This is a genomic window from Streptomyces pseudovenezuelae (assembly GCF_001513955.1).
Lineage (GTDB): Bacteria > Actinomycetota > Actinomycetes > Streptomycetales > Streptomycetaceae > Streptomyces > Streptomyces pseudovenezuelae.
Genome location: NZ_KQ948152.1, coordinates 233,452 through 253,160, shown reverse-complemented (window position 1 = coordinate 253,160; position 19,709 = coordinate 233,452). Strand labels below are relative to the sequence as shown.

Here is a 19,709-nt window from a genome sequence, read left to right as displayed (position 1 = left end):
TTGTCGGCATCGGAGTTCGGGCGATGGCATAGCTCTATGTGGTTGGCCGGATCCTTACCGTGCTCGCGGAGCGGTTATGACGGTGTCATCCGCCCGACCATCTCCGGGTGCTCCTTCAGCCAGGCGGTGACCGCCTGCTCCTCGTGACCCTGGCCGTACTTGTTGATCTCGCTCTCCAGGGTACCGAGCTCGTCCTCACTCATATGGAATCCCTTGATCCACTTGGTGAGCTGGGGATACTCCCCGGGGAACTTCTCGTTGGCGATGGTGCGGATCGTGTTGCCCTCACCGAAGAACTTCTTGTCGTCCTTCAGCTTGGTCAGGTCGTACTGGCTGTAGGCCCAGTGCGGCGACCACAGCACGACGGCGACGGGCTGCTTCCTGGCGTACGCCCGCTTGAGCTCGGCCAGCATCGCGGGCGTGGAACCGTCGACGACCTCGTACTCCTTGTCGAGGCCGTAGCCCGGCAGGACCTTGTTCTTGAGGAGGTTCATCTCGCCGGTGCCCGGTTCGATGCCGATGATCTTCCCGTCGAACAGGGAGGCCTTGCCCTTGAGGTCCTCGTAGGACTTCACACCCTTGACGTACGAGGGCACGGCGACCTCCAGCGAGGTCGGTTCGTACCAGGTGCCGAGGTCGGCGAGGCTGTCCTTGCTCTGGTCCCAGTAGTTCTTCTGGGCGTACGGCAGCCAGGCGTCGAAGTTGAGGTCCAGGTCTCCGGAGGCGAGGCCGGTGTAGACCGGGCCGACGTCCATCTGCTTGAGGTTCAGCCGGTAGCCGCGCTTTTCGAGCACGTTCTTCCAGAGATAGGTGACGGCGATGTCCTCGTCCCAGGGGAACCAGGCCACGTCGACCGGCTGCTTCGCCTCGGCCGGAGTGCCGCTGTCCTTGACGGGGGCCATCTTGTCGACCAGTCCGGGGTGCTGCTTCAGCCAGGTGCGCACGGCGTCCTGCTGCTTGCCCTTGCCGGCCTTGTTGATCTCGGCCTCCAGGCTGGTGAGCTGCTTCTCGTCCAGCTTGAAGTCCTTCAGCCACTGCCCGACGACCGGGTTCTCGCCGGCGAAGCCCTTGCGGGCCACCGTGTGGATGCCGTCGCCCGAGCCCCAGGCGCCCTTGGGGTCCTTGAGCTTCTTCAGGCCGTAGTCGTTGTACGCCCAGTGCGGCGACCAGAGCGTGACGACGATCGGGTCCTTCTGGGCGTACGCCCGCTTGAGCTCGGCCAGCATGGCGGGCGTGGAGCTGTCGACGACCTTGTACTCCTTGTCGAGGCCGTACGCCTTCAGGACCTTGCTCTTGAGCAGGGCCATCTCTCCGGCGCTGGACTCGATGCCGGTGATGTTCCCGCCGAACCGCGAGGCCTTGCCTTTGAGGTCGGCCAGCGAGTCGACGTCCTTCATGTACGAGGGAACGCTCAGTTCGAGAGACGTCTTGTCGTACCAGGCGCCGAGGTCGTCGAGCTGCTTGCCGTACTTCTTCCAGTACTGCTCGTGGGTCGTGGGCAGCCAGGCGCCGGTCATGAAGTCGGCGTTGCCGGAGGCGAGGGAGGTGTAGAGGGGGCCCGCGTCGAACTGCTTGGCGTCCACCTGGTAGCCGCGTTCCTCCAGGATCTCCTTCCACAGGAAGGTGGAGGCGACCCCGTCGTCCCAGGGGACGTAACCGATGCTGATCTTCTTGCCCTGGCCTACGTCCTTGCCGCCGGAGACGGCCGTGGCCTCGCCCGAGGAATTCCCGAAGATCCCCATGCCGCCCGCGACGAGGGCGAGGACGACGACGCCGATCACGGCGAACTGGGGGCGGGGACGGTAGGACCAGATCTTCAGGCCGCCCTGGGACGCGCGGGCCTTGGCGGCGGCGCGGCGGCCCAGCGGGGAGACCTGGGTGCCGAGTGCGCTGGTCATGCGGTCCAGGTAGATCGCGAGGATCACGATGGCGACCCCGGCCTCGGAACCGAGACCCACGTTGAGCTGGCCGATGGCCTCGTTGACGTCACCGCCGAGGCCGCCGGTGCCGACCATGCCGGCGATCGCGGCCATGGACAGGCCGAGCATGATCACCTGGTTGACGCCGGCCATCACCGTGGGCAGCGCCAGGGGAAGCTGGACCCGCAGGAGGGTGTCGCGAGGGGTGGTGCCGAACGCCTCGGCGGCCTCGACGAGCTCCTTGTCGACCTGGCGGATGCCGAGCTCGGTCATGCGGACACCAGGAGCCAGCGCGAAGATCAGGGTGGCGACGATGCCCGCGGAGGCTCCGGTGCCGAAGAACAGGATCGCCGGGATGAGGTAGATCATCGCGGGCAGCGTCTGCATGAAGTCCAGGACGGGGCGGACGAGGCCGCTGACCCGGTGCGAGCGGGCCGCCCAGATGCCCACGGGGACGGCTATCACCAGAGCGATGATCGTGGCGACGAGGACCAGGGAGAGCGTCGTCATCGCGTCCTCCCACAGTTCGAGGGAGTCGATGAAGGCGAATCCCGCGAAGGTGAGGACACCGGCCAGGGTGCCGCGCAGCCAGAACGCGATCACGGCGAAGATGCCCGCGAGCAGCAGGGGCTGGGGCGCCTGGAGGACGGCGTCGATGCCGTCGTAGGTGCCGGTGAAGACGGTCTTGAGGAAGTCGAAGAGCCAGGACACGTGGTCGAGCAGCCAGTCGACGGTGTCGTTGACCCAGTCGCCGAGCGGGATCCTAGGCATGAGCGGCCTCCTGGGCGGACTCGGCGTCGCCGAGGAAGCCGATCAGGCGCTCCTGCGCGACCACACCGACGAGCCGGTGCTTCGCGTCGAGGACGGCCACCGGGTGACCCGAGCGGGCACTCATAGCGCACAGCTCGGTGAAGGGCGTGTCGGGCGTCGCGGTCTCGCAGTCGTCCGCGCAGCCGCAGTCGGCCGTGGCGCCGCTCACGTCCGTGTCCATCACGGCGGACGCGGTCAGGACCCGGGAGCGGTCGACGTCCTTGGTGAAGGAGGCGACGTAGTCGTCGGCGGGCCGCACGAGGATGTCCTCCGCGCTGCCGATCTGGACGATCCGGCCGTCGCGCATCACGGCGATCCGGTCGCCGAGCCGCATGGCCTCGTTGAGGTCGTGGGTGATGAAGACGATGGTCTTCTTCAGGGTCTTCTGCAGTTGGAGGAGCTGGTCCTGCATGTCCCGGCGGATCAGCGGGTCGAGCGCGCTGAAGGACTCGTCCATGAGGAGCAGGTCGGCGTCGGTGGCGAGGGCGCGGGCCAGGCCCACCCGCTGCTGCATGCCGCCGGACAGCTCGTCGGGCCAGGACTTCTCCCAGCCCTTGAGGCCGCACAGCTCCAGGGCCTCGGTCGCCCGCTCGACGCGCTCGGCCTTGGGGACGCCCTGGACGGCGAGGCCGTAGGCGGCGTTCTCCAGGACACTGCGGTGCGGGAAGAGCGCGAAGTGCTGGAAGACCATGCTGATCTTCTGGGCGCGTACGGCGCGCAGCTCGCGGTCGCTGAGCGCGGTGAGGTCCTGGCCGTCGAAGCGGACATGGCCCGCGGTCGGCTCCAGGAGGCCGTTGAGCATGCGCAGCAGCGTGGACTTGCCGGAGCCGGACAGGCCCATGACGACGAAGATCTGGCCCGGGTCCACGGTGAAGGAGGCGTCGATCACCGCGGCGGTGGTGCCCTCGGCGCGCAGTCCCTCCCGGTCCGCGCCCTCGCGGAGCCTGTCGACCGCCTCGTCCGGCCGTCTGCCGAAGACCTTGTACAGCTGCTCTGCCTCAAGCCGTGATGACACGCGTACCTCTTGCCTCTTGACCACTGGGTGGGAGACGAAGGGCCGCGAACAGTTGAAGGTGCAACCTGCCTCGCTCCGAGGCCGCGCCTGCCCATAAGCCTTTGGGCCAAACACACAGGTGTCCTGGTTCACAGGACGCTCACACCGCCGAACGGATCGCGCGACGACGGCCGGTGTCGGTGCCGTACGGCATGATGCGAGACGTGACCGGACGACTGATGCTCCTCGACACCGCCTCGCTCTACTTCCGTGCCTACTTCGGGGTGCCGGAGTCCGTGAAGGCACCCGACGGCACGCCGGTGAACGCCGTGCGCGGCCTGCTCGAATTCATCGACCGCCTGGTCAAGGACCACCATCCGGACCTGTTGGTGGCGTGCATGGACGCCGACTGGCGCCCCCAGTGGCGGGTCGACCTCATCCCCTCCTACAAGGCGCACCGCGTCGCCGAGGAGCGCGAGGGCGGACCGGACGAGGAGGAGGTGCCGGACACCCTGTCGCCGCAGGTGCCGGTCATCGAGGCCGTCCTGGACGCGCTCGGCATCGCGCGCGTGGGGGTGGCCGGATACGAGGCGGACGACGTGATCGGCACGTTCACCGCGCGGGCGACCGGTCCGGTCGACATCGTCACCGGCGACCGCGACCTGTACCAGCTGGTCGACGACGAGCGCGAGGTGCGGGTCCTGTATCCCCTCAAGGGCGTCGGCACGCTCCAGCTGACCGACGAGGCGTGGCTGCGCGAGAAGTACGGCGTCGACGGCCGCGGGTACGTGGATCTGGCACTGCTGCGCGGCGACCCGAGCGACGGCCTGCCGGGCGTGCCCGGCATCGGCGAGAAGACGGCGGCCAAGCTGCTCACCGAGTTCGGCGACCTGGCCGGGATCATGGCGGCGGTCGACGACCCGAAGGCGAAGCTCACACCGTCGCAGCGCAAGCGGCTGGACGAGTCGCGGCCGTACGTGGCCGTGGCGCCGAAGGTCGTGCGGGTGGCCGGTGATGTTCCGCTGCCTCAGGTGGAGACCGCGCTCCCGCGCACGCCGCGCGATCCCGCAGCCCTGGAGAAGCTGGCAGAGCGGTGGGGGCTTGGTGGATCATTGCAACGACTGGTGACGACGCTCGGCGCGTAAATATTGCCCTCGCTTTCCACGAGTGGCGTGCCGTCGCCAGGGAGGCTGATGCTAACTTAGGTAAGCCTAAGCGTAGGGAACTGGGAGGCCGCCATGGCAGAAGGACCGGGACGCAAGCCGCGGAAGCCCCACTCCGCCCAGGTGGTGCGCACCGAACGCCTCACCCCGCACATGCAGCGCGTGGTGCTCGGCGGCGACGGACTCGCCGAGTTCGCGGCGGACACCTGCACCGACCACTACGTCAAGATCCTTTTCCCGGCCGGGGGCGCGACCTACCCCGAGCCCTTCGACATGCAGCGGATCCGCGAGGAGTTCCCCCGCGAGCAGTGGCCCGTGACCCGCACGTACACCGTGCGCCACTGGGACGCCGAGCACCGCGAGCTCACCCTGGACTTCGTGATCCACGGCGACGAGGGCCTGGCCGGCCCCTGGGCGGTGCGGGTCCAGCCGGGCGAGACCGTGCGCTTCATGGGCCCGGGCGGCGCCTACGCCCCCGACCTGGACGCCGACTGGCATCTGCTCGTCGGGGACGAGAGCGCGCTGCCCGCGATCGCCCGCTCCCTGGAGGCGCTGCCCGACGGGACCCGGGCGCACGCCTTCATCGAGGTGTCCGGGCCCGAGGAGGTGCAGAAGATCGACTCCGATGTGGAGGTCGTCTGGCTGCACCGCGGCTCCCGCCCGGTCGGCGAGGCTCTGGTGGAGGCCGTCCGCGCGCTGGAGTTCCCCGAGGGCCGGCTGTGCGCGTTCGTGCACGGCGAGGCGCACTTCGTGAAGCAGCTGCGCCACCTGCTGCGGGTCGAACGCGCGGTCCCGCGCGAGGACCTGTCGATCTCCGGCTACTGGCGCCTGGGCCACAACGAGGACGGCTGGCAGGCCTCCAAGCGGGACTGGAACGCGCGCATCGAGGCGGAGCAGGAGGGGGCGGCGCCCGCTGCTTAGGCCTACGTCCCTGAAAGGGGCGGCACCTTCAAGGGTGCCGCCCCTTTCTTCGTGTCCGGGAGCGGTCACACCGACCGTTGGTACGAACGGAACGTGCGGATCGACAGCCACACCGCCACGACCGCCAGCCCGAGCAGCGCTCCCCCGCGGCTGGCCACGACGCCCCAGTCGGGATCGGCGGACAGGGCCGAACGGCCCGCCACCATCGCCCAGTTCAGCGGATTGAAGTCGGCGATGTGCCGCATCCAGGAGGGCATCTGCGAGGGCGCCATGAAGGCGCTGGACAGGAAGGTGAGCGGGAGCAGCAGGAAGGTGTTGATCCCGATGATCGACTCCCGCTCCCGCACCAGCATGCCGAGCGCGTTGGACAGCGCCCCGAAGACGGTGCCCAGCAGGACCGAGGCGAGCACCAGGACGGCGATCCCCGTGACACCGCCCGGGTAGTCGGCGCCCCCGAGGAGCCCGAGCAGGACGATGACCAGCGACTGGAAGGCGGTGACCAGGCCGTTGTTGACGACGTTGCCGTTCATCAGCGCGGCCCGGCTGACCGGAGTGGTCAGGAACCGGTCCAGTGTCCCGCGCTGGATCTCCTCCAACGTGCCCATGCCGGCCCACATGTTGGAGCCGAGCGCGCTCATCACGACCACACCGGGGACGAGGTAGTCGAGATACGAGGTGGTCCCGAAGCCGCCGAGCTCGACGACCTTCCTGAAGAGACTGCCGAACAGGAACAGCCAGACCACCGGCTGGATCAGGGTGATGATCGCGAACGCGGGCTGCCGTACGAACACCATGAGTTGACGCTGCGTCATGTACCAGGTCTGGGAGACGGCCGTGCTCATCGGGCACCCACCAGGTCTTCGGTCCCGGAGTAACGGCGGCCCGCGTAGCGCAGGTAGACGTCGTCGAGGGACGGGCGGGCGACGGTCGCGGTGGCGACCTTGACCCCGGCCCGCTCCAGGGCGGCGAGCAGGGCGGGTACGGCGGCGGCCCCGTCGTCGGCGCGGACGCTGACGCGGTGTCCGTCGGCCAGCACCTCGTGCACACCCGGCACCCCGCGCAGGGCGCCGGTGAGCAGCGTGCGCCCCGCGTCGCCGAGCGGCTCGCGCAGCTCCACATGCACGGCGTCGCCGCGAAGTTCGCCCTTGAGGGCGTCCGGGGTGCCCTCGACGACGATCCGGCCACGGTCGACGACCGCGACGCGCTCGGCGAGCCGGTCGGCCTCTTCGAGGTAGTGCGTGGTGAGCAGGATCGTCAGTCCCTCCTCCGCCGCGAGCCGGCCGATCTCGTCCCACATGGCGCTGCGGGCCTCGGGGTCGAGACCGGTGGTGGGCTCGTCGAGGAAGAGCACCTCGGGGCGGTGCACCAGGCCGAGAGCGACGTCGAGCCGGCGTCGCATGCCGCCCGAGTAGCCCTTGACCGGACGCCGGGCCGCCTCGGTGAGCGTGAAGCGGTCCAGGAGCTCGTCCACCCGCTGTTCGAGGGCGGCGCCCTTCAGGCCGTAGAGCCGGCCCTGGAGCCGGAGGTTCTCGCGGCCGGTGGCGACCGGGTCGGCACCGGAACCCTGGGCGACCACCCCGATGGCCCGCCGGACCCGGTCCGGGTGGCGCAGCACGTCATGGCCCGCGACGGTGGCCGTGCCGGAGTCGGGGCGGGCCAGGGTGGTGAGGATCTTGACGGTGGTCGACTTGCCGGCGCCGTTCGGGCCGAGCAGGCCGAAGACGCTGCCCCGCTCGACGGCGAGGTCGATGCCGTCGAGGGCTGTGACCTGGCCGCCGTAGGTCTTGATCAGTTGACGCGCCTCGATCGCGGGCGCACGGGTGTTCATGGCAGGTGCTCTCCTGGCCGAGCGGACGACAACTGATCCGCGTGAGGAGCACCGGGCTATCCTGGGCGTGCCGCACCTCGATCGCCTGGATGTGCCTCAGGGCGGATTCAGTTCGGGGTTCGAGGCCCCGGCGGGCTGCTGCAACAGCCGTGCCGGGGCCTGTTCTTGTTCAGATCATTGGTTCGTGGTTCATGGTTCGTGGTTCAGATCATGGTTCTCGTTCGGATCCTGATTCCGGTTCAGGTCCCGGCTCTCGCTCAGGCCCTGATTCCCGTTCCGGCCCTGATTCCCGTTCCGGCCGTGGCTCGTGGAACGCCTTCCACTCCTCGATGCCGGGGAGCGCGCCCTGTGTGAGCTCGTCGAGGAAGCCGCGGACCCATTCCGCCTCCGCCTCGACCATGTGGAGCTGGTACTCGTTCTCCACGAGGAAGAGCCGGGGCAGCGTCTCGTACAGCTTCTCCAGCGCGCCTCGGCCGCTCGCGATCTGCACCTCCAGGGCGTCGAGCCGCTCCTTCAGCAGCGGCACCACCTCGTCGGGGTGCAGCACACCGAGCAGGGAGAGCGCGGTCTCGAAGATCGGGTACTCCTTGGCCGGGAAGGCCACCAGGTCCGACATCCACTCGGTGGCCTCCTGGCGCCCGGCCGGCGTGATGCCGTAGACGGTCCGCTCGGGCCGGTTGCCCTGCCGCTCCACGTCCGTGACCTCGACGAATCCATGTTTCTCGAGGTTCTGCACGACCGTGTAGAGCGAGCCGTAATTGATCTTCGTACTGGAGTCCTTGCCCTGGCGGCGCAGGGTCTGGGCGATCTCGTAGGGATGCATCGGCTTCTGCCACAGCGTCGCCAGCACGGCGAGCGCCAGGGGGTTGCGGAGCTTGCGACGCCCCATGACCTCACCTCCCGACCTTCCCGACCTCACCCCCGAATATCCGTGGCCGAACATATCGCGACCTACGACAGACCGTCAATAGACACGATGTATCGCGTATAGACGGCCCACGCAAGGGAGTGAGGACTTGGGCGCCGCTCCGACACGCCTGCGTCACGCACCCGAAACAGCCTCTCCCTAATTTCTGTCACCCGACAGGAATTCAGCTCCCGCACCGCTGTTCCGCTCTCTCGCCCTCATGCCGCCGAAGGCAGGTGCCGCTGTGACGACGACCAGTCCCTCCGACGTCCGTCCCGATCCCCCGCACTCCCCCTCCTCCCCCGACGACCGGTCCCTTGCCGAGTTCGGCTATCCCCAGGAGCTGCACCGCAGTCTGGGCCGGTACGCGTCCTTCGCGGCCGGGTTCTCCTTCATCTCGGTCCTGACGACCGTCTTCCAGTTCTTCGCCTTCGGCTACGCGTTCGGCGGCCCGGCCTTCTTCTGGGCCTGGCCGGTGGTCCTGGTCGGGCAGCTGCTGGTGGCGGCCTGCTTCGCGGAACTGGCGGCCCGCTACCCGCTCTCGGGCGCGATCTACCAGTGGTCGTCCCGCCTCTCCACCCCGGTCTTCGGCTGGTTCGCCGGCTGGATCATGGTGATCGGGCAGGTCGTCGTGGTCGCCGCGGCGGCGCTGGCCCTGCAGATGGTGCTGCCGGCGATCTGGTCGGGCTTCCAGCTGGTCGGCACCGACCCGGCGCCGACCTCGGCGGACGGGGCGGCCAACGCGGCCGTCCTCGGCGTGATCCTGCTGGTCCTGACGACCGTCGTGAACATCCTCGACAACCGGGTCCTGTCCCTGGTCAACCGGGTCGGCGTCACCGCCGAGATCATCGGCGCGGTGCTGATCATCGTGCTTCTGCTGACCCACTCCGAGCGCACCCCGAGCATCACCTTCCACACCACGGGTGCCGCGCAGAGCGGTCTGTTCGGGGCACTGCTGGTGGGCTCGTTCACGGCGGCCTACGTGATGATCGGCTTCGACAGCGCGGGCGAGATGAGCGAGGAGACCCGCAACCCCCGGCGTGTGGCGCCCCGCACGATCCTGACGGCGCTCGGCTCGGCCGGCGCGCTCGGCGGCCTGATCGTCCTGGGCGGTCTGCTCGCCGCCCCCAGCCTCACCGACGGGCACCTGTCGGTTGACGGCCTCAGCTACGTCCTCACCAGCAGCCTCGGCGACGGGGTCGGCAAGGCGTTGCTGGCCGACGTGGTCATCGCGATCACGGTGGCCACCCTCGCCATCCAGACGGCGGCCTGCCGCATGCTCTTCTCCATGGCCCGCGACGGCCAACTGCCCTTCGCGGGCCGCCTCGCGCGCGTGAACCCCCGCACCGGCATGCCCACGGCCCCCGCCCTGGTCGTCGGCATCCTGGCCGCCGCCCTGCTCCTGCTGAACTTCGCCTCGCCGGAGGCGTTCCTGGCGATCGGCACGACCTGCATCGTGATGTTGTACCTGGCGTACGCGATGGTCACGGGCCCGTTGCTGATCCGTCGCGTGCGGGGCGAGTTCACGTCGTCGGGCACGGACGAGGAAGGCGGACGCCTGTTCTCCCTGGGCCGCTGGGGCATCCCGGTCAACGCCCTGGCCCTCCTCTACGGCCTCCTGATGACCGTCAACCTGGCCTGGCCCCGGGCCGAGGTGTACGACCCGGCGGGCGGGCACTGGTACTTCCAGTGGTTCACGGTGCTGTTCCTGGCCGCGACGCTGGTGGTCGGCGTGGCGTGGCGTGCGATGCGCCGGCGTGCGCCAGTGGGGTAGGGAGAGGGAGAGGGGCGTTCGAGGCGCCCCTCCGGCTGCCCCCCGGCTGCCTCCCGACTGCCTCCCGACTGCCTCCCGACTGTCTCCCGGTCGCCTCTCAGTCGCCCCGCAGGCGCGCGTGCAGATGCATGTCGTGCCAGCCGTCCGGATGGAGCACCGCACTCCGCTTGGTGCCTTCCAGGAGGAAGCCCGTCTTGGTCGCGACCCGGCACGAGGCCTCGTTCCGTACGGCGTGCATGAGTTCGAGACGGTGGAACCCGACGACGTCGAGAGCCCAGCGGGACAGGGCGACCGTGGCACGCGCCGCGACACCTTTCCCCCGGGCCCCGGCGGTCGTCCAGTACGCCATCTCGGCCTGCCCGTCGTCGAGACGGATCTCGCGCAGGGCCACCCGGCCGAGCAGCAGATCGGTGCCACCGTCCACCACGGCCCACTGAGCGGTCTCCTCCCCGGCCCAGGCCTGCCGCCACTCCTCGATCCAGCCGCCGACCTCCTCCTCGGAGTCGGCGGCTCGGGCGTGCCACTGCCACATCGCCGGATCCTGGAACGCGGTGTGCACCGCGGGCGCGTCCTCGGGCCGCCAGGGGCGCAGGAGGAGTCCGTCGCCGGTGGGGAGGGTGGGCTGGGCGGTGCGGGAGAGGGTGCCGGGTGCGAGCACCGGGGCGGTGAGGTACGGCATGACCCGCATCCTGCCAACCGGACGAGGCCCGTCCCAACGGATTTTCCTCTTGACGAGCGGGCGGCAGGAACCCCGCGTTCCACCCCCGGGCGACCGATGCCCGCTTTCCGGCCGCCCGGGCCGGAGGTGCCGTCCCCGCGACGAACTTGCTTCCCAACTGCCGCAAACGGGGGTGGTATTCGCGGCGCATCTTCGGCCTGGAATGCGCGGCCGTGCATCCGGCGGCCAGGCGATCCGCTTCGTGCGCCGGGGCTGCGCCCCCTAGCCCGCGGCCGGAAATCGTCGCATGGTGCGAAGTGGTGGGCTGTCAGGGTGAAGTGCGGGCATGAGCGGTGTCGCACCCGGGCCGGTGAGGGTGGTGGCCGGATGGCTACGATGGTCGGCGGAGGGTCCCGGGAGGGTGGTCCGCGCGAGGCGCCGATTCGGTCGGCATGGTCGGCAGGCTCGGCACGGTCGGCGTGTGCGTGTACCAGTGCGAATCCAGCCGGGTCGAGTGCCCCCCTCTTACCGGCCGGGCGCCCCGGAATGCCGTCGAGAACAACCGGCCGGCATCCCTCCGGAGCGCCCCTCGCAGCCGTTCGCTGCGGCGCCTGACAGGGACGTCAACTCGCCCCGCACAGTTGACGAAACCCGTGGTGGCACTGGAAGGTAGGGATGATCCACGACCTCGCCTGCGACAACGCTGTCGTGGCGGTGGTGGCCACCGCTCCTCCGTTCCGTCCGGCTGCCGCCGCGAGAACCACGGCCGCAGGGCGCGCAGTTGACGAGGCCGGTTTCGTGCACGAGTTCAGCCACGCTGCGGGCGCAGCGTAAGGAACACAACGCGTAGTTCATGGACTTCGTCGGATCCGCCACCCGGAGGGCATCATGAATGGCTCTGCTCCAGGCGAGTCGCCCGGGCCGTGCCACTGATCGGGCACGCACACTTCGCCAGGCGCGCGTCACCCCGACCGTGACCCACGCCCCCTCGCGTCCCGAGTACCCGCACTCCCGGAACGCCCGTCAATTCCGTGTTCTACCCCAGCCGAAGGACCTGAGAAGGACTGGCCGTTCCAGGTCTTGAATACGCGACGGGAGATCAGCACGATGAGTATTACCTCGTCCTCGCTACCTTACGCGTGGCGGGAAAATCCGAGCGTCGACCTGCTGCGCCGCGACGGCGACGCGTGGACGTACAGCATGGAACTCCTGCCCATCTCAGCCACTCCGGACGAGTGGTCGGCCATCCGGCTCCCCGAATGTGCCGCATGGTGCTATCCCGTCGCACCGAGGGACGAGTTGTTCCTGATGTACCACGTGTACGCGTGGATGTTCGCTCTCGACCTGCTGTTCGTGCGCACGTTCAAGGCCGACCGTGACCTCGCCGGAGCACGAGCCATGGTCGACCGGCTTCCGCTGTTCATGCCCCTGGACGGCACCGCCCATACGATGCCCGAGCCGGAGAACCCCATCGAGAGGTCCCTCGCCGACATATGGCTCCGCCTGGCCCCGACCCGGTCCACCGCCTGGAAACGCGACATGCTGAAAGCCCAGATGCAATACGCCGACGGGCAGTGCTGGGAGCTTGAATGCATACGCAACGGGCGGATCCCCGATCCTGCCGAGTACCTTGTCCGCCGTCGCGGCTCGTACGGCGGCCCCGTCGGAGTCTGCCTCGCCGAGCATGTGGCAGGTGCGGAGGTACCGGTCCGCGTGCGCCGCTCGCGGCCGTTCCGTGCGCTGATGGACGCTTGGACGGACATTCAGGCGCTTCACAACGACATCCGCTCCTATCGGCGTGAAGTCGAGGACGAGGACGAGACCTGCAACTCCGTCCTCGTGTTCGCCAAGTTCCTGGAGCTCACCATCGACCAGGCCGCGGCCTCGGTCACGCGGCTGCGCACGGCCAGGCTGTCGGAATACGAACACCTGGAGGCCACCCAGCTCCCGGAACTCTGCGACCAGCTGCGCCTGGACAGTGCGGACCGCGAGCAGGTGTCCGCGGTCATGAAGGCGTTGCGCGACCACCTCACCGGCTTCCACGTCTGGCAGGACAGCGCCACGCGGTATCAGGCGCCGGCCCCGGGGCAAGGGCCCACCAAGAGGCTCGGCTCTTGACGGCCCGGGGCGGCTCCCGTCCTCGTGTCTCACCCCTGTCGACCCGCGTCTCGCCGCCACTGTCGGTGCAGCCTCGTACGCTTGATCGTGATGAGACGCCGTACTCCGCCCCCGCCCCCTCCCCTGCCGCAGCGCGACGGGGTCGATCCGGTGCGGGTGCGGTTGCCGCCCGGTGACGCCTGGGAGACCGTGCGGGATCATCTCGTGGCGCGGCTCGCGGCCGGGGCCGAGGTGATCGACGGGATGCTGGAGGCGGGCCGGATCGTGGACGCCGCCGGACGCGCGGTGCCACGCGACATGGCGTACGTGCCGGGGATGTCCGTGTGGTTCCACCGGGACCTGCCCGACGAGGAGCGGGTTCCGTTCCCGATCGACGTCATCTACCGCGACGAGCACCTGGTGGTGGCCGACAAGCCGCACTTCCTCGCCACCACCCCGCGCGGCAGTCATGTCGCCGAGACGGCCCTGGCACGGCTGCGCCGGCAGCTGGACATCCCCGCGCTGGGCGCCGCGCACCGCCTGGACCGGCTGACGGCCGGCCTGGTCATGTTCACCGTGCGGCCCGAGGAACGCGGCGCCTACCAGTCGCTGTTCCGGGACAGACGGGTGGCCAAGGAGTACGAAGCCGTCGCCCCGTACGACCCGGCCCTGCCCCTCCCCCGCACCGTGCGCAGCCGCATCGTCAAGGAGCGCGGAGTCCTGGCCGCCCAGGAGGTCGAGGGAGAGCCCAACGCCGTCAGCCGCATCGAGTTGGTGGAGCACCGCGACGGGCGCGCCCGGTACCGGCTCACGCCGGGTACCGGGCAGACGCATCAGCTCAGGGTGCACATGAGCGCCCTCGGCGTACCGATCCTCGGCGACCCCCTCTATCCGGTGGTCACCGCCCCCGTGGCGCCCGGCGACTTCCGGCGGCCGCTCCAGCTGCTGGCTCGGGTCCTGGAGTTCACCGATCCGGTCACGGGACGCCAGCACCGTTTCGTCAGCCCGCGCGTGCTGCGCGCCTGGTCGTCCTACGCGGAGTGGGCGGCCGGGTGACTCCGGTGCCCTCGGCTCACTCGCCACGCCACCAGCGCAGGAGGCGCTGGAACGCACCCAGCCTTACGACCGGTTCGGGAACCGGTGCCGGAGCGACGGGCTCCGGCACCACCGGCTCCCGCTGCGGCGTGCTGACCTGCCAGTCGTTGCGGCGCTGGGAAGGAGCCGGGTGCGCGGGCCGTGCCATGACGTCCTGCTGGGGCCTGGGCGCGAACTTCACCGGCAGGGCCACCAGGTGCCGGTTGGAAAGGGTCTCCTCCCACTCCAGATCGTCCTCGTCGCAGGCGAGTTCCGCGTCCGGAAGCCTGGTCAGCAGCGCGTCGACGCCGACATCGGCGATGGCCCGGCCGATGTCCTGACCCGGGCACTCGTGGGGACCGCCGCTGAAGGCCAGGTGGGAGCGGTTGCCCTGCATGTTGGCCTTGGTGTCGGGACGGACGCGCGGATCGACGTTGCCCGGCGCGATGCCCAGGATCAGACCGTCGCCCTTGCGGATGCGCTGCCCGCCCAACTCGGCGTCCTGCTTGGCGAAATATCCAAGAATCGTACTGAACGGCGGTTCGTCCCACATCGACTGCTCCACCGCCTGGGGCACCGTCATCTGGCCGCCGTTCAACTGGGCACGGAACCGCGGGTCGGTCAGTACCACCCTCAGTACGTTGGCCAGGAGGTTGGCGGTGCTCTCGTACGCGATGATCAGGACGAGTCGCAGGTGCTGGCTGACCTCCTGGTCGGTGAGCTGAGCCGGGTGGTTGATGAGGTGGCTGGTGAAGTCGTCCTCGGGCTGGGCCCGGCGGCGAGCGGTGAGCCGCATCAGGACGTCCATGATGTATTCGTTGCTGGCGATGGCTGTTTCGGTGCCCTTGGGCAGGTCGCGGGCCGCCTCGACGATCCGGTCGTTGTACTCGTCGGGCATGCCGAGGATCTCGCACATCACCATCATCGGCAGGCGCTCGGCGAACTGGCGGACCAGGTCGGCCTGGCCCCGCTCACAGAACCTGTTGACGAGGTGCTGGGTCGCCCGGTTGATGTGGCGGCGGACGCCCCGGTGGTCGATGGTCGAGATGGCGCCGTTGACCGCGGCCCGCAGGCGCAGGTGCTCGTCGCCCTCCGCGTGACAGCACAGCGGCTGCCACGCGAGGTGCGGCATGAGCGGGTGATCCGGCTTGACCGTGCCGTCCTGCATGGGTCCCCACAGCCGGGTGTCACGGCTGAAGTGCGAGGGGGTGCGCACCAGGTGCATGTTCTCGCTGTGGCCGAGTACCACCCAGATCGGCACGTCCTCGTGCACCAGCGCGGGGGCCACGGCTCCGTGCTCGGTGCGCAGTTCTTCGTACACGGCCTCCAGGTCCTCCGCCCCAGGGCCGTACAGCCGACGCAGTCCACCAGGACCGATGCCATGTGCGGGGCAGCCGGGCGGGGGGCCCGCGGGGTCGTACGTACCGGCCGGGGTGAAGGGTTCAGGCGTCACGATGGTCGCTCCGAGGCTGAGGTAGGTGAAGGGCTCCCCGGTTCGAGCGAAACCGGGCGTACAGGAAGGGCGTTGGGGGTTGGGCGGGGCGGCCTCGGCTCACACGGGAGCCTTCTCCACCGCCAGCGAATGAAGGAACCGCATCAAGGTCATCAGCACGTCCCGGCTCGACGCCCGCCGGCGCGCGTCGCACTCGACGATGGGAATGTCCGCGCTGAGGTCGAGCGCGCCGCGGAGGTCCTCGATGGCGTGGCGCGGCCCGTCGGGGAAGGTGTTGACCGCCACGACGAAGGGCACGCCCCGTTCCTCCAGGCGGTCCATGACGTCGAAGCTGACTTCGAGGCGTCGGGTGTCCACCAGGACCACCGCGCCGAGCGCGCCTTCGAACAGGCCGTTCCACAGGAACCAGAAGCGTTCCTGGCCGGGGGTTCCGAAGAGGTAGAGCACCAGTTGCTCGGTGATGCTGATGCGGCCGAAGTCCATGGCCACGGTGGTGGCCGTCTTGGTCTCGGAGCCGTAGTTGTCGTCGACCCCGATGCCGGCCTGGGTCATGGTCTCCTCGGTGGTCAGCGGTTTGATCTCGCTGACCGAGCCGACCATGGTCGTCTTGCCGACGCCGAAGCCGCCGACGATGACGATCTTCACCGCGGCCTCGGCGGTCGGGGGCAGGTGGTCCTCTGTTCGCGGACCGGGGATGGTGTCAGAGCCTTTGAAGTCCATGCATCACCGCTTCGAGGAGGGAACGGTCGGCAAGCGCCTGGCGGATCACAGGGGCGCGCGCCGTCACCAGTTCGGCCGTCAGCAGCTCGGTGAGCAGGACGGTCACCACGCTGAACGGCAGGCTGAGATAGGCGGACAGCTCGGCCACGGACAGGGGGGCCGTGCAGAGCCTGAGCAGCGCCGCCTGCTCGGGCGTGGCGGAGGGCGGTGGGTCGGCGTGCGCCACGATTAAGGTGACCAGGTCGAGTTCCGAGCGCTCGGCTCCGTCGGGGCCGGTGATGACGTACAGCCGCTCGGGGTTCTTCTTCGGCCCCTCGGGTGGGTCCTGGGCCTTGCCCTCCTGCGGGGTCGGGGGTTCCGGTTCCTGACCGGCCTTGGGGAATCGCCGTCGGCGTTGTGGAGGAGTCATACGGTCTGCCCGTTGCGCCGGGGCGGGCTGGTGAGGTGCGCGCCGATGCGGACGACCAGATCGCTCATGCGGGCGCTCATGTGGCCGGGTTCGGTGATGATGTCCGAGAGCACCGCGAGATAGGCGTTGGGACCGGCGGCCATGAGGTAGAAGTAGCCGCCGTGGATCTCGATGAGGACCATTTTCATCTTGCCGTCGCTGCCCGGGATCTCCCCCGCGACGGCACCCGCCAGGCTCTGCAGGCCCGCGCAGGCCGCGGCGACGCGGTCGGCGGTGTCCGGGTCGCCGCCGTGGCGGGCGATGCGCAGGCCGTCGGCGGAGAGCACCACGATCATCTGGATGCCCGGTACGCCTTTGGCGAGGTCCTGGAGCATCCAGTCGAAGTTGCCTCGCTGCTGGATCACTTGAGGTTCCCCTCGTCTTCGGCCTCGGTACGGGCCGGTTCGTCGGTCGGCTGACTGGCGGTGGAAGCGGTGGGGCGCTTGAGGCCGTCCATGAACGCCTGGACCCACAGGCCCGGTGGGGTGTCGTCCGGCTTCGGCTCGGGCTCCGGCTCGCGCTGGGCCGTCGACCAGATCGTCGGGCGGCCTTCCCGCTCGGCCCGTTCGATCTCGGCCTGCTCGGCGTAGCGCTGGGTGAGCGAGGTCTTGACCCGGCTGCGCCGCTGCGGCAGCCCGTTGGCCGTCCATTCGGTGACCTCGGGGACGTCGTCCTCCATGGACACCGGCGTCGTGAACTTGGGGCTGGTGGGGCGGCGCTTCTTGATGGTGCGCTTGGGGCCGGGCAGCGCGCCGAGTTCCGCCTTGGGGACGGCGGTGGCGCCGATGCCGTGGGCGAGTCCGACGCCGGGCTCGTCGGTGAGCATGTCGCTGGGTACGACGAGGATGGCGCGGACGCCGCCGTACGCGGAGGCACGCAGGGAGACCTGCATGTCGTACGCCTGGCAGAGCCGGCCCACGACGGCGAGGCCGAGGCGCGGCGACTCGCCGAGGTCCTGGAAGTCCACGCCGGCCTTGGCCCGCTCCAGCATGCCCTCGGCCCGCAGCCGGGCCTCCTCGCTGAGGCTGACGCCGGCGTCCTCGATCTCGATGCAGACGCCGGTCTGCACCTCGGTCGCGGTGACGTGCACCTTGCTCTGGGGCGGCGAGTACCGGGTGGCGTTGTCGAGGAGTTCGGCCGCGGCGTGGATGACCGGCTCGACGGCGGTGCCCTTGACGTTGACCTTGGCGATCGAGGAGAGGTCGATGCGCCGGTACTCCAGGATCCGGGACATGGCGCCGCGCAGCACGCTGTACAGCGCGACAGGCTCGGGCCACTGGCGGCCGGGGCGACCGCCGCCGAGCACGGAGATGGAGTCGGCGAGCCGGCCGATCAGCGCGGTGCCGTGGTCGATGCGGAGCAGGTCGTCGAAGACCTCGGGGTTGCGTCCGTGGTCCTCCTCCATCTCCCGCAGTTCGTTGGCCTGTTGGTGGACGATGGCCTGGACGCGGCGGGCGATGTTCACGAAGGAGCGCTGCGCGGCGTCGCGCATGATCTCCTCGGTGTCGACGATGGTGAGCACCGTCTTGAGCAGCCGGATCTGCGGCTCGGGCAGGTCCGCCCACGACGGGTCGAACTCACCGAGTCGGCGAATCACCTCTCCGGGGGAACTTCCGCGGCGCAGCCAGTCCAGCGCGGTGGGCGCGATCTCCTTGGCGAACCGGATCAGGTCCTGGTCGTGGTCGGCGATGCGCTGCTTCAGATGAGCCGTGTGACGCATGTGCTCAAGTCGCTGCTCGCGCAGTTCACGACCGCGCCGGACGGCTTCGGCCGCCACCGCGATCACCAGCAGCGTGGCGACGGCACCGCACCAGCCGACCGCGGCCCTGGCGGGCTGCTGCACCAGCGCGACACCGGTCCCGGTCATCGCGGCCATGACTATGGCGGGGAGCAACAGCACGCGCGCATACGGCAGTTCACGGCGTCCTGGGGGGGATTGAACACTCACCATGTGGGCCCTCTGAGACGTATCGACGGGGAGTCGCACATATAGGGAACAAGCGCACGAATACACATCAACTCGGTGCGCTGCGGGCGAGCTTAGTCCGACCGGATCATCGCCGTGTCATATTCAGCAAGCGCCTGAAACGGGCATTGTGACTGGAGTACCCTCGGGTCATTTACACGCTCAGGCACCACTCGAACACGAGGAGTCATGGCGCACGGGCGTGCGAACTCCCCTCACCGACCGCTCACCGCGGCGAGTGAAGATCAGCTTCCGGCGGGGTGCCGGTCCCGGACTCCGACGATGCGCAGGGCGGCGTCCGCGGTCGCCTCCGCGAAGGCGGAGACGGGCCGCTCGGGGTCGGAGCGGTGCACGAGGATCACACCCTCGATCAGACCGAACAGCAGGTCGGTACGCAGATCGAGCTCGCTCTTGGCGAGGGCGCCGCCCGCGACCGTCGCGGCGATCAGCTGCCGGTAGGCGTCCTTGAGTTCGGCGCGCACGGCATGGAAGCCGGCGAAGCGCTCGGCGCGCACCTCGGGCAGCAGATAGAGCCCTCCGAGGTTGTGCGTGCCACCGCACAGCACCTCGACGTCCGCGCGACACAGCTCCCACAGCCGGCTCTCGGCCGGGACCCTGTCGTCCGCGAGCAGCTCACGGGCGTACGCCAGCGAGGGCGTGACGGTGGACTCCAGGAGCTCGGCGAGGAGCTCCTCCTTGCCGGAGACGTAGTGGTACATGGACGCCTGCCGCATGCCCGCGCGCTCGGCGACGGCCCGGGTACTGGTGGCGGCATACCCCAGCGAGGTGAACAACTCGGCCGCTGCGACGAGGAGTTCGTCGCGCGGGGCGAGCCCGCTGGCAGGCCGCCGATCGGCCCGCGGCCTGCCGACCCGCCGCCCGGACTCCGCCGTCCCACCTGTCGTACCCATGCGTTCGATCCTCGCACACGGGGCCAGGACAGACGTCACCCGACGACTCGGGGGCACCGCGTCCGA

At 69.6% G+C, this 19,709-nt stretch carries 17 protein-coding genes; 5 read left to right on the top strand and 12 right to left on the bottom strand.

What is annotated here, in order from left to right; genetic code table 11:
• Positions 1-74: 74 nt before the first annotated feature.
• Both AQI94_RS35445 and AQI94_RS35440 read right to left on the bottom strand, forming a co-directional pair.
• A complete protein-coding gene (locus AQI94_RS35445) occupies positions 75-2,690 on the bottom strand; it encodes an ABC transporter permease/substrate binding protein (RefSeq protein ID WP_031040611.1) in 2,616 nt (871 codons plus the stop codon).
• The gene (locus AQI94_RS35440; RefSeq protein WP_031040606.1) at positions 2,683-3,744 is read right to left on the bottom strand and encodes a quaternary amine ABC transporter ATP-binding protein; all 1,062 of its coding nucleotides are present in this window, start codon (positions 3,742-3,744) and stop codon (positions 2,683-2,685) included. Before AQI94_RS35440 ends, AQI94_RS35445 begins: the two co-directional genes overlap by 8 nt.
• Before the next feature lie 194 nt (positions 3,745-3,938).
• On the opposite strand from AQI94_RS35440, the gene AQI94_RS35435 reads away from it, so the two are divergent.
• Both AQI94_RS35435 and AQI94_RS35430 read left to right on the top strand, forming a co-directional pair.
• Complete coding sequence (locus AQI94_RS35435; RefSeq protein WP_225890386.1) at positions 3,939-4,868, top strand: 5'-3' exonuclease; 930 nt, start codon at positions 3,939-3,941, stop codon at positions 4,866-4,868.
• 93 nt (positions 4,869-4,961) lie between these two features.
• Positions 4,962-5,807 (top strand): siderophore-interacting protein, encoded by an 846-nt coding sequence (locus AQI94_RS35430; RefSeq protein WP_031040601.1) that lies wholly within the window; start codon positions 4,962-4,964, stop codon positions 5,805-5,807.
• 65 nt (positions 5,808-5,872) lie between these two features.
• Here the strand turns inward: AQI94_RS35430 and AQI94_RS35425 are convergent, their stop codons facing one another.
• From AQI94_RS35425 to AQI94_RS35415, 3 genes are all read right to left on the bottom strand, one after another.
• On the bottom strand, positions 5,873-6,649 hold the full coding sequence (locus AQI94_RS35425) for an ABC transporter permease (RefSeq protein ID WP_031040598.1): 777 nt from the start codon (positions 6,647-6,649) through the stop codon (positions 5,873-5,875).
• Positions 6,646-7,635 carry a daunorubicin resistance protein DrrA family ABC transporter ATP-binding protein gene (locus tag AQI94_RS35420; RefSeq protein ID WP_031040595.1) on the bottom strand — a complete coding sequence of 330 codons (990 nt, stop codon included), beginning with the start codon at positions 7,633-7,635 and terminating at the stop codon, positions 6,646-6,648. Before AQI94_RS35420 ends, AQI94_RS35425 begins: the two co-directional genes overlap by 4 nt.
• A gap of 208 nt (positions 7,636-7,843) precedes the next feature.
• On the bottom strand, positions 7,844-8,524 hold the full coding sequence (locus AQI94_RS35415; RefSeq protein ID WP_031040592.1) for a PadR family transcriptional regulator: 681 nt from the start codon (positions 8,522-8,524) through the stop codon (positions 7,844-7,846).
• A gap of 262 nt (positions 8,525-8,786) precedes the next feature.
• Here AQI94_RS35415 and AQI94_RS35410 point away from each other — a divergent pair, with 262 nt between their 5' ends.
• Positions 8,787-10,316, top strand: a complete 1,530-nt coding sequence (locus AQI94_RS35410; protein ID WP_031040588.1) for an amino acid permease — start codon at positions 8,787-8,789, stop codon at positions 10,314-10,316.
• Between the two features lie 97 nt (positions 10,317-10,413).
• On the opposite strand, the gene AQI94_RS35405 is transcribed toward AQI94_RS35410, so the two are convergent.
• Positions 10,414-10,995, bottom strand: coding sequence for a GNAT family N-acetyltransferase (locus AQI94_RS35405; protein WP_031040585.1), 582 nt, complete (start codon positions 10,993-10,995; stop codon positions 10,414-10,416).
• A 1,086-nt stretch (positions 10,996-12,081) separates the two neighbouring features.
• Between AQI94_RS35405 and AQI94_RS35400 the strand changes: the two genes are divergently transcribed.
• Entirely contained in the window at positions 12,082-13,092 is a 1,011-nt protein-coding gene (locus tag AQI94_RS35400; RefSeq protein ID WP_031040581.1) for a terpene synthase family protein, read from the top strand.
• Positions 13,093-13,182: 90 nt separating this feature from the next.
• Positions 13,183-14,127 (top strand): RluA family pseudouridine synthase, encoded by a 945-nt coding sequence (locus AQI94_RS35395; protein WP_078902656.1) that lies wholly within the window; start codon positions 13,183-13,185, stop codon positions 14,125-14,127.
• A gap of 16 nt (positions 14,128-14,143) precedes the next feature.
• Here AQI94_RS35395 and AQI94_RS35390 read toward each other — a convergent pair whose 3' ends face one another.
• From AQI94_RS35390 to AQI94_RS35365, 6 genes are all read right to left on the bottom strand, one after another.
• A complete protein-coding gene (locus AQI94_RS35390) occupies positions 14,144-15,598 on the bottom strand; it encodes a cytochrome P450 (RefSeq protein WP_031040575.1) in 1,455 nt (484 codons plus the stop codon).
• A 99-nt stretch (positions 15,599-15,697) separates the two neighbouring features.
• Positions 15,698-16,318 carry a GTP-binding protein gene (locus AQI94_RS35385; RefSeq protein WP_031040572.1) on the bottom strand — a complete coding sequence of 207 codons (621 nt, stop codon included), beginning with the start codon at positions 16,316-16,318 and terminating at the stop codon, positions 15,698-15,700.
• On the bottom strand, positions 16,299-16,727 hold the full coding sequence (locus AQI94_RS35380; protein WP_031040569.1) for a DUF742 domain-containing protein: 429 nt from the start codon (positions 16,725-16,727) through the stop codon (positions 16,299-16,301). Before AQI94_RS35380 ends, AQI94_RS35385 begins: the two co-directional genes overlap by 20 nt.
• The gene (locus AQI94_RS35375; protein WP_007380839.1) at positions 16,724-17,131 is read right to left on the bottom strand and encodes a roadblock/LC7 domain-containing protein; all 408 of its coding nucleotides are present in this window, start codon (positions 17,129-17,131) and stop codon (positions 16,724-16,726) included. Before AQI94_RS35375 ends, AQI94_RS35380 begins: the two co-directional genes overlap by 4 nt.
• A complete protein-coding gene (locus AQI94_RS35370; RefSeq protein WP_167364539.1) occupies positions 17,128-18,717 on the bottom strand; it encodes a sensor histidine kinase in 1,590 nt (529 codons plus the stop codon). The genes AQI94_RS35375 and AQI94_RS35370 overlap by 4 nt, the downstream gene beginning before the upstream one ends.
• 260 nt (positions 18,718-18,977) lie before the next feature.
• Positions 18,978-19,643 carry a TetR/AcrR family transcriptional regulator gene (locus tag AQI94_RS35365; RefSeq protein ID WP_031040560.1) on the bottom strand — a complete coding sequence of 222 codons (666 nt, stop codon included), beginning with the start codon at positions 19,641-19,643 and terminating at the stop codon, positions 18,978-18,980.
• Positions 19,644-19,709: the final 66 nt, after the last annotated feature.

Excerpts from the sequence above, each read along its gene's own strand:
- AQI94_RS35445 (WP_031040611.1), bottom strand. The coding sequence starts at position 2,690 with ATGCCTAGGATCCCGCTCGGCGACTGGGTCAACGACACCGTCGACTGG.
- AQI94_RS35435 (WP_225890386.1), top strand. The coding sequence starts at position 3,939 with ATGCGAGACGTGACCGGACGACTGATGCTCCTCGACACCGCCTCGCTC.
- AQI94_RS35420 (WP_031040595.1), bottom strand. The coding sequence starts at position 7,635 with ATGAACACCCGTGCGCCCGCGATCGAGGCGCGTCAACTGATCAAGACC.
- AQI94_RS35425 (WP_031040598.1), bottom strand. The coding sequence starts at position 6,649 with ATGAGCACGGCCGTCTCCCAGACCTGGTACATGACGCAGCGTCAACTC.
- AQI94_RS35430 (WP_031040601.1), top strand. The coding sequence starts at position 4,962 with ATGGCAGAAGGACCGGGACGCAAGCCGCGGAAGCCCCACTCCGCCCAG.
- AQI94_RS35370 (WP_167364539.1), bottom strand. The coding sequence starts at position 18,717 with ATGGTGAGTGTTCAATCCCCCCCAGGACGCCGTGAACTGCCGTATGCG.
- AQI94_RS35405 (WP_031040585.1), bottom strand. The coding sequence starts at position 10,995 with ATGCCGTACCTCACCGCCCCGGTGCTCGCACCCGGCACCCTCTCCCGC.
- AQI94_RS35385 (WP_031040572.1), bottom strand. The coding sequence starts at position 16,318 with ATGGACTTCAAAGGCTCTGACACCATCCCCGGTCCGCGAACAGAGGAC.
- AQI94_RS35415 (WP_031040592.1), bottom strand. The coding sequence starts at position 8,524 with ATGGGGCGTCGCAAGCTCCGCAACCCCCTGGCGCTCGCCGTGCTGGCG.
- AQI94_RS35395 (WP_078902656.1), top strand. The coding sequence starts at position 13,183 with ATGAGACGCCGTACTCCGCCCCCGCCCCCTCCCCTGCCGCAGCGCGAC.
- AQI94_RS35380 (WP_031040569.1), bottom strand. The coding sequence starts at position 16,727 with ATGACTCCTCCACAACGCCGACGGCGATTCCCCAAGGCCGGTCAGGAA.
- AQI94_RS35365 (WP_031040560.1), bottom strand. The coding sequence starts at position 19,643 with ATGGGTACGACAGGTGGGACGGCGGAGTCCGGGCGGCGGGTCGGCAGG.
- AQI94_RS35400 (WP_031040581.1), top strand. The coding sequence starts at position 12,082 with ATGAGTATTACCTCGTCCTCGCTACCTTACGCGTGGCGGGAAAATCCG.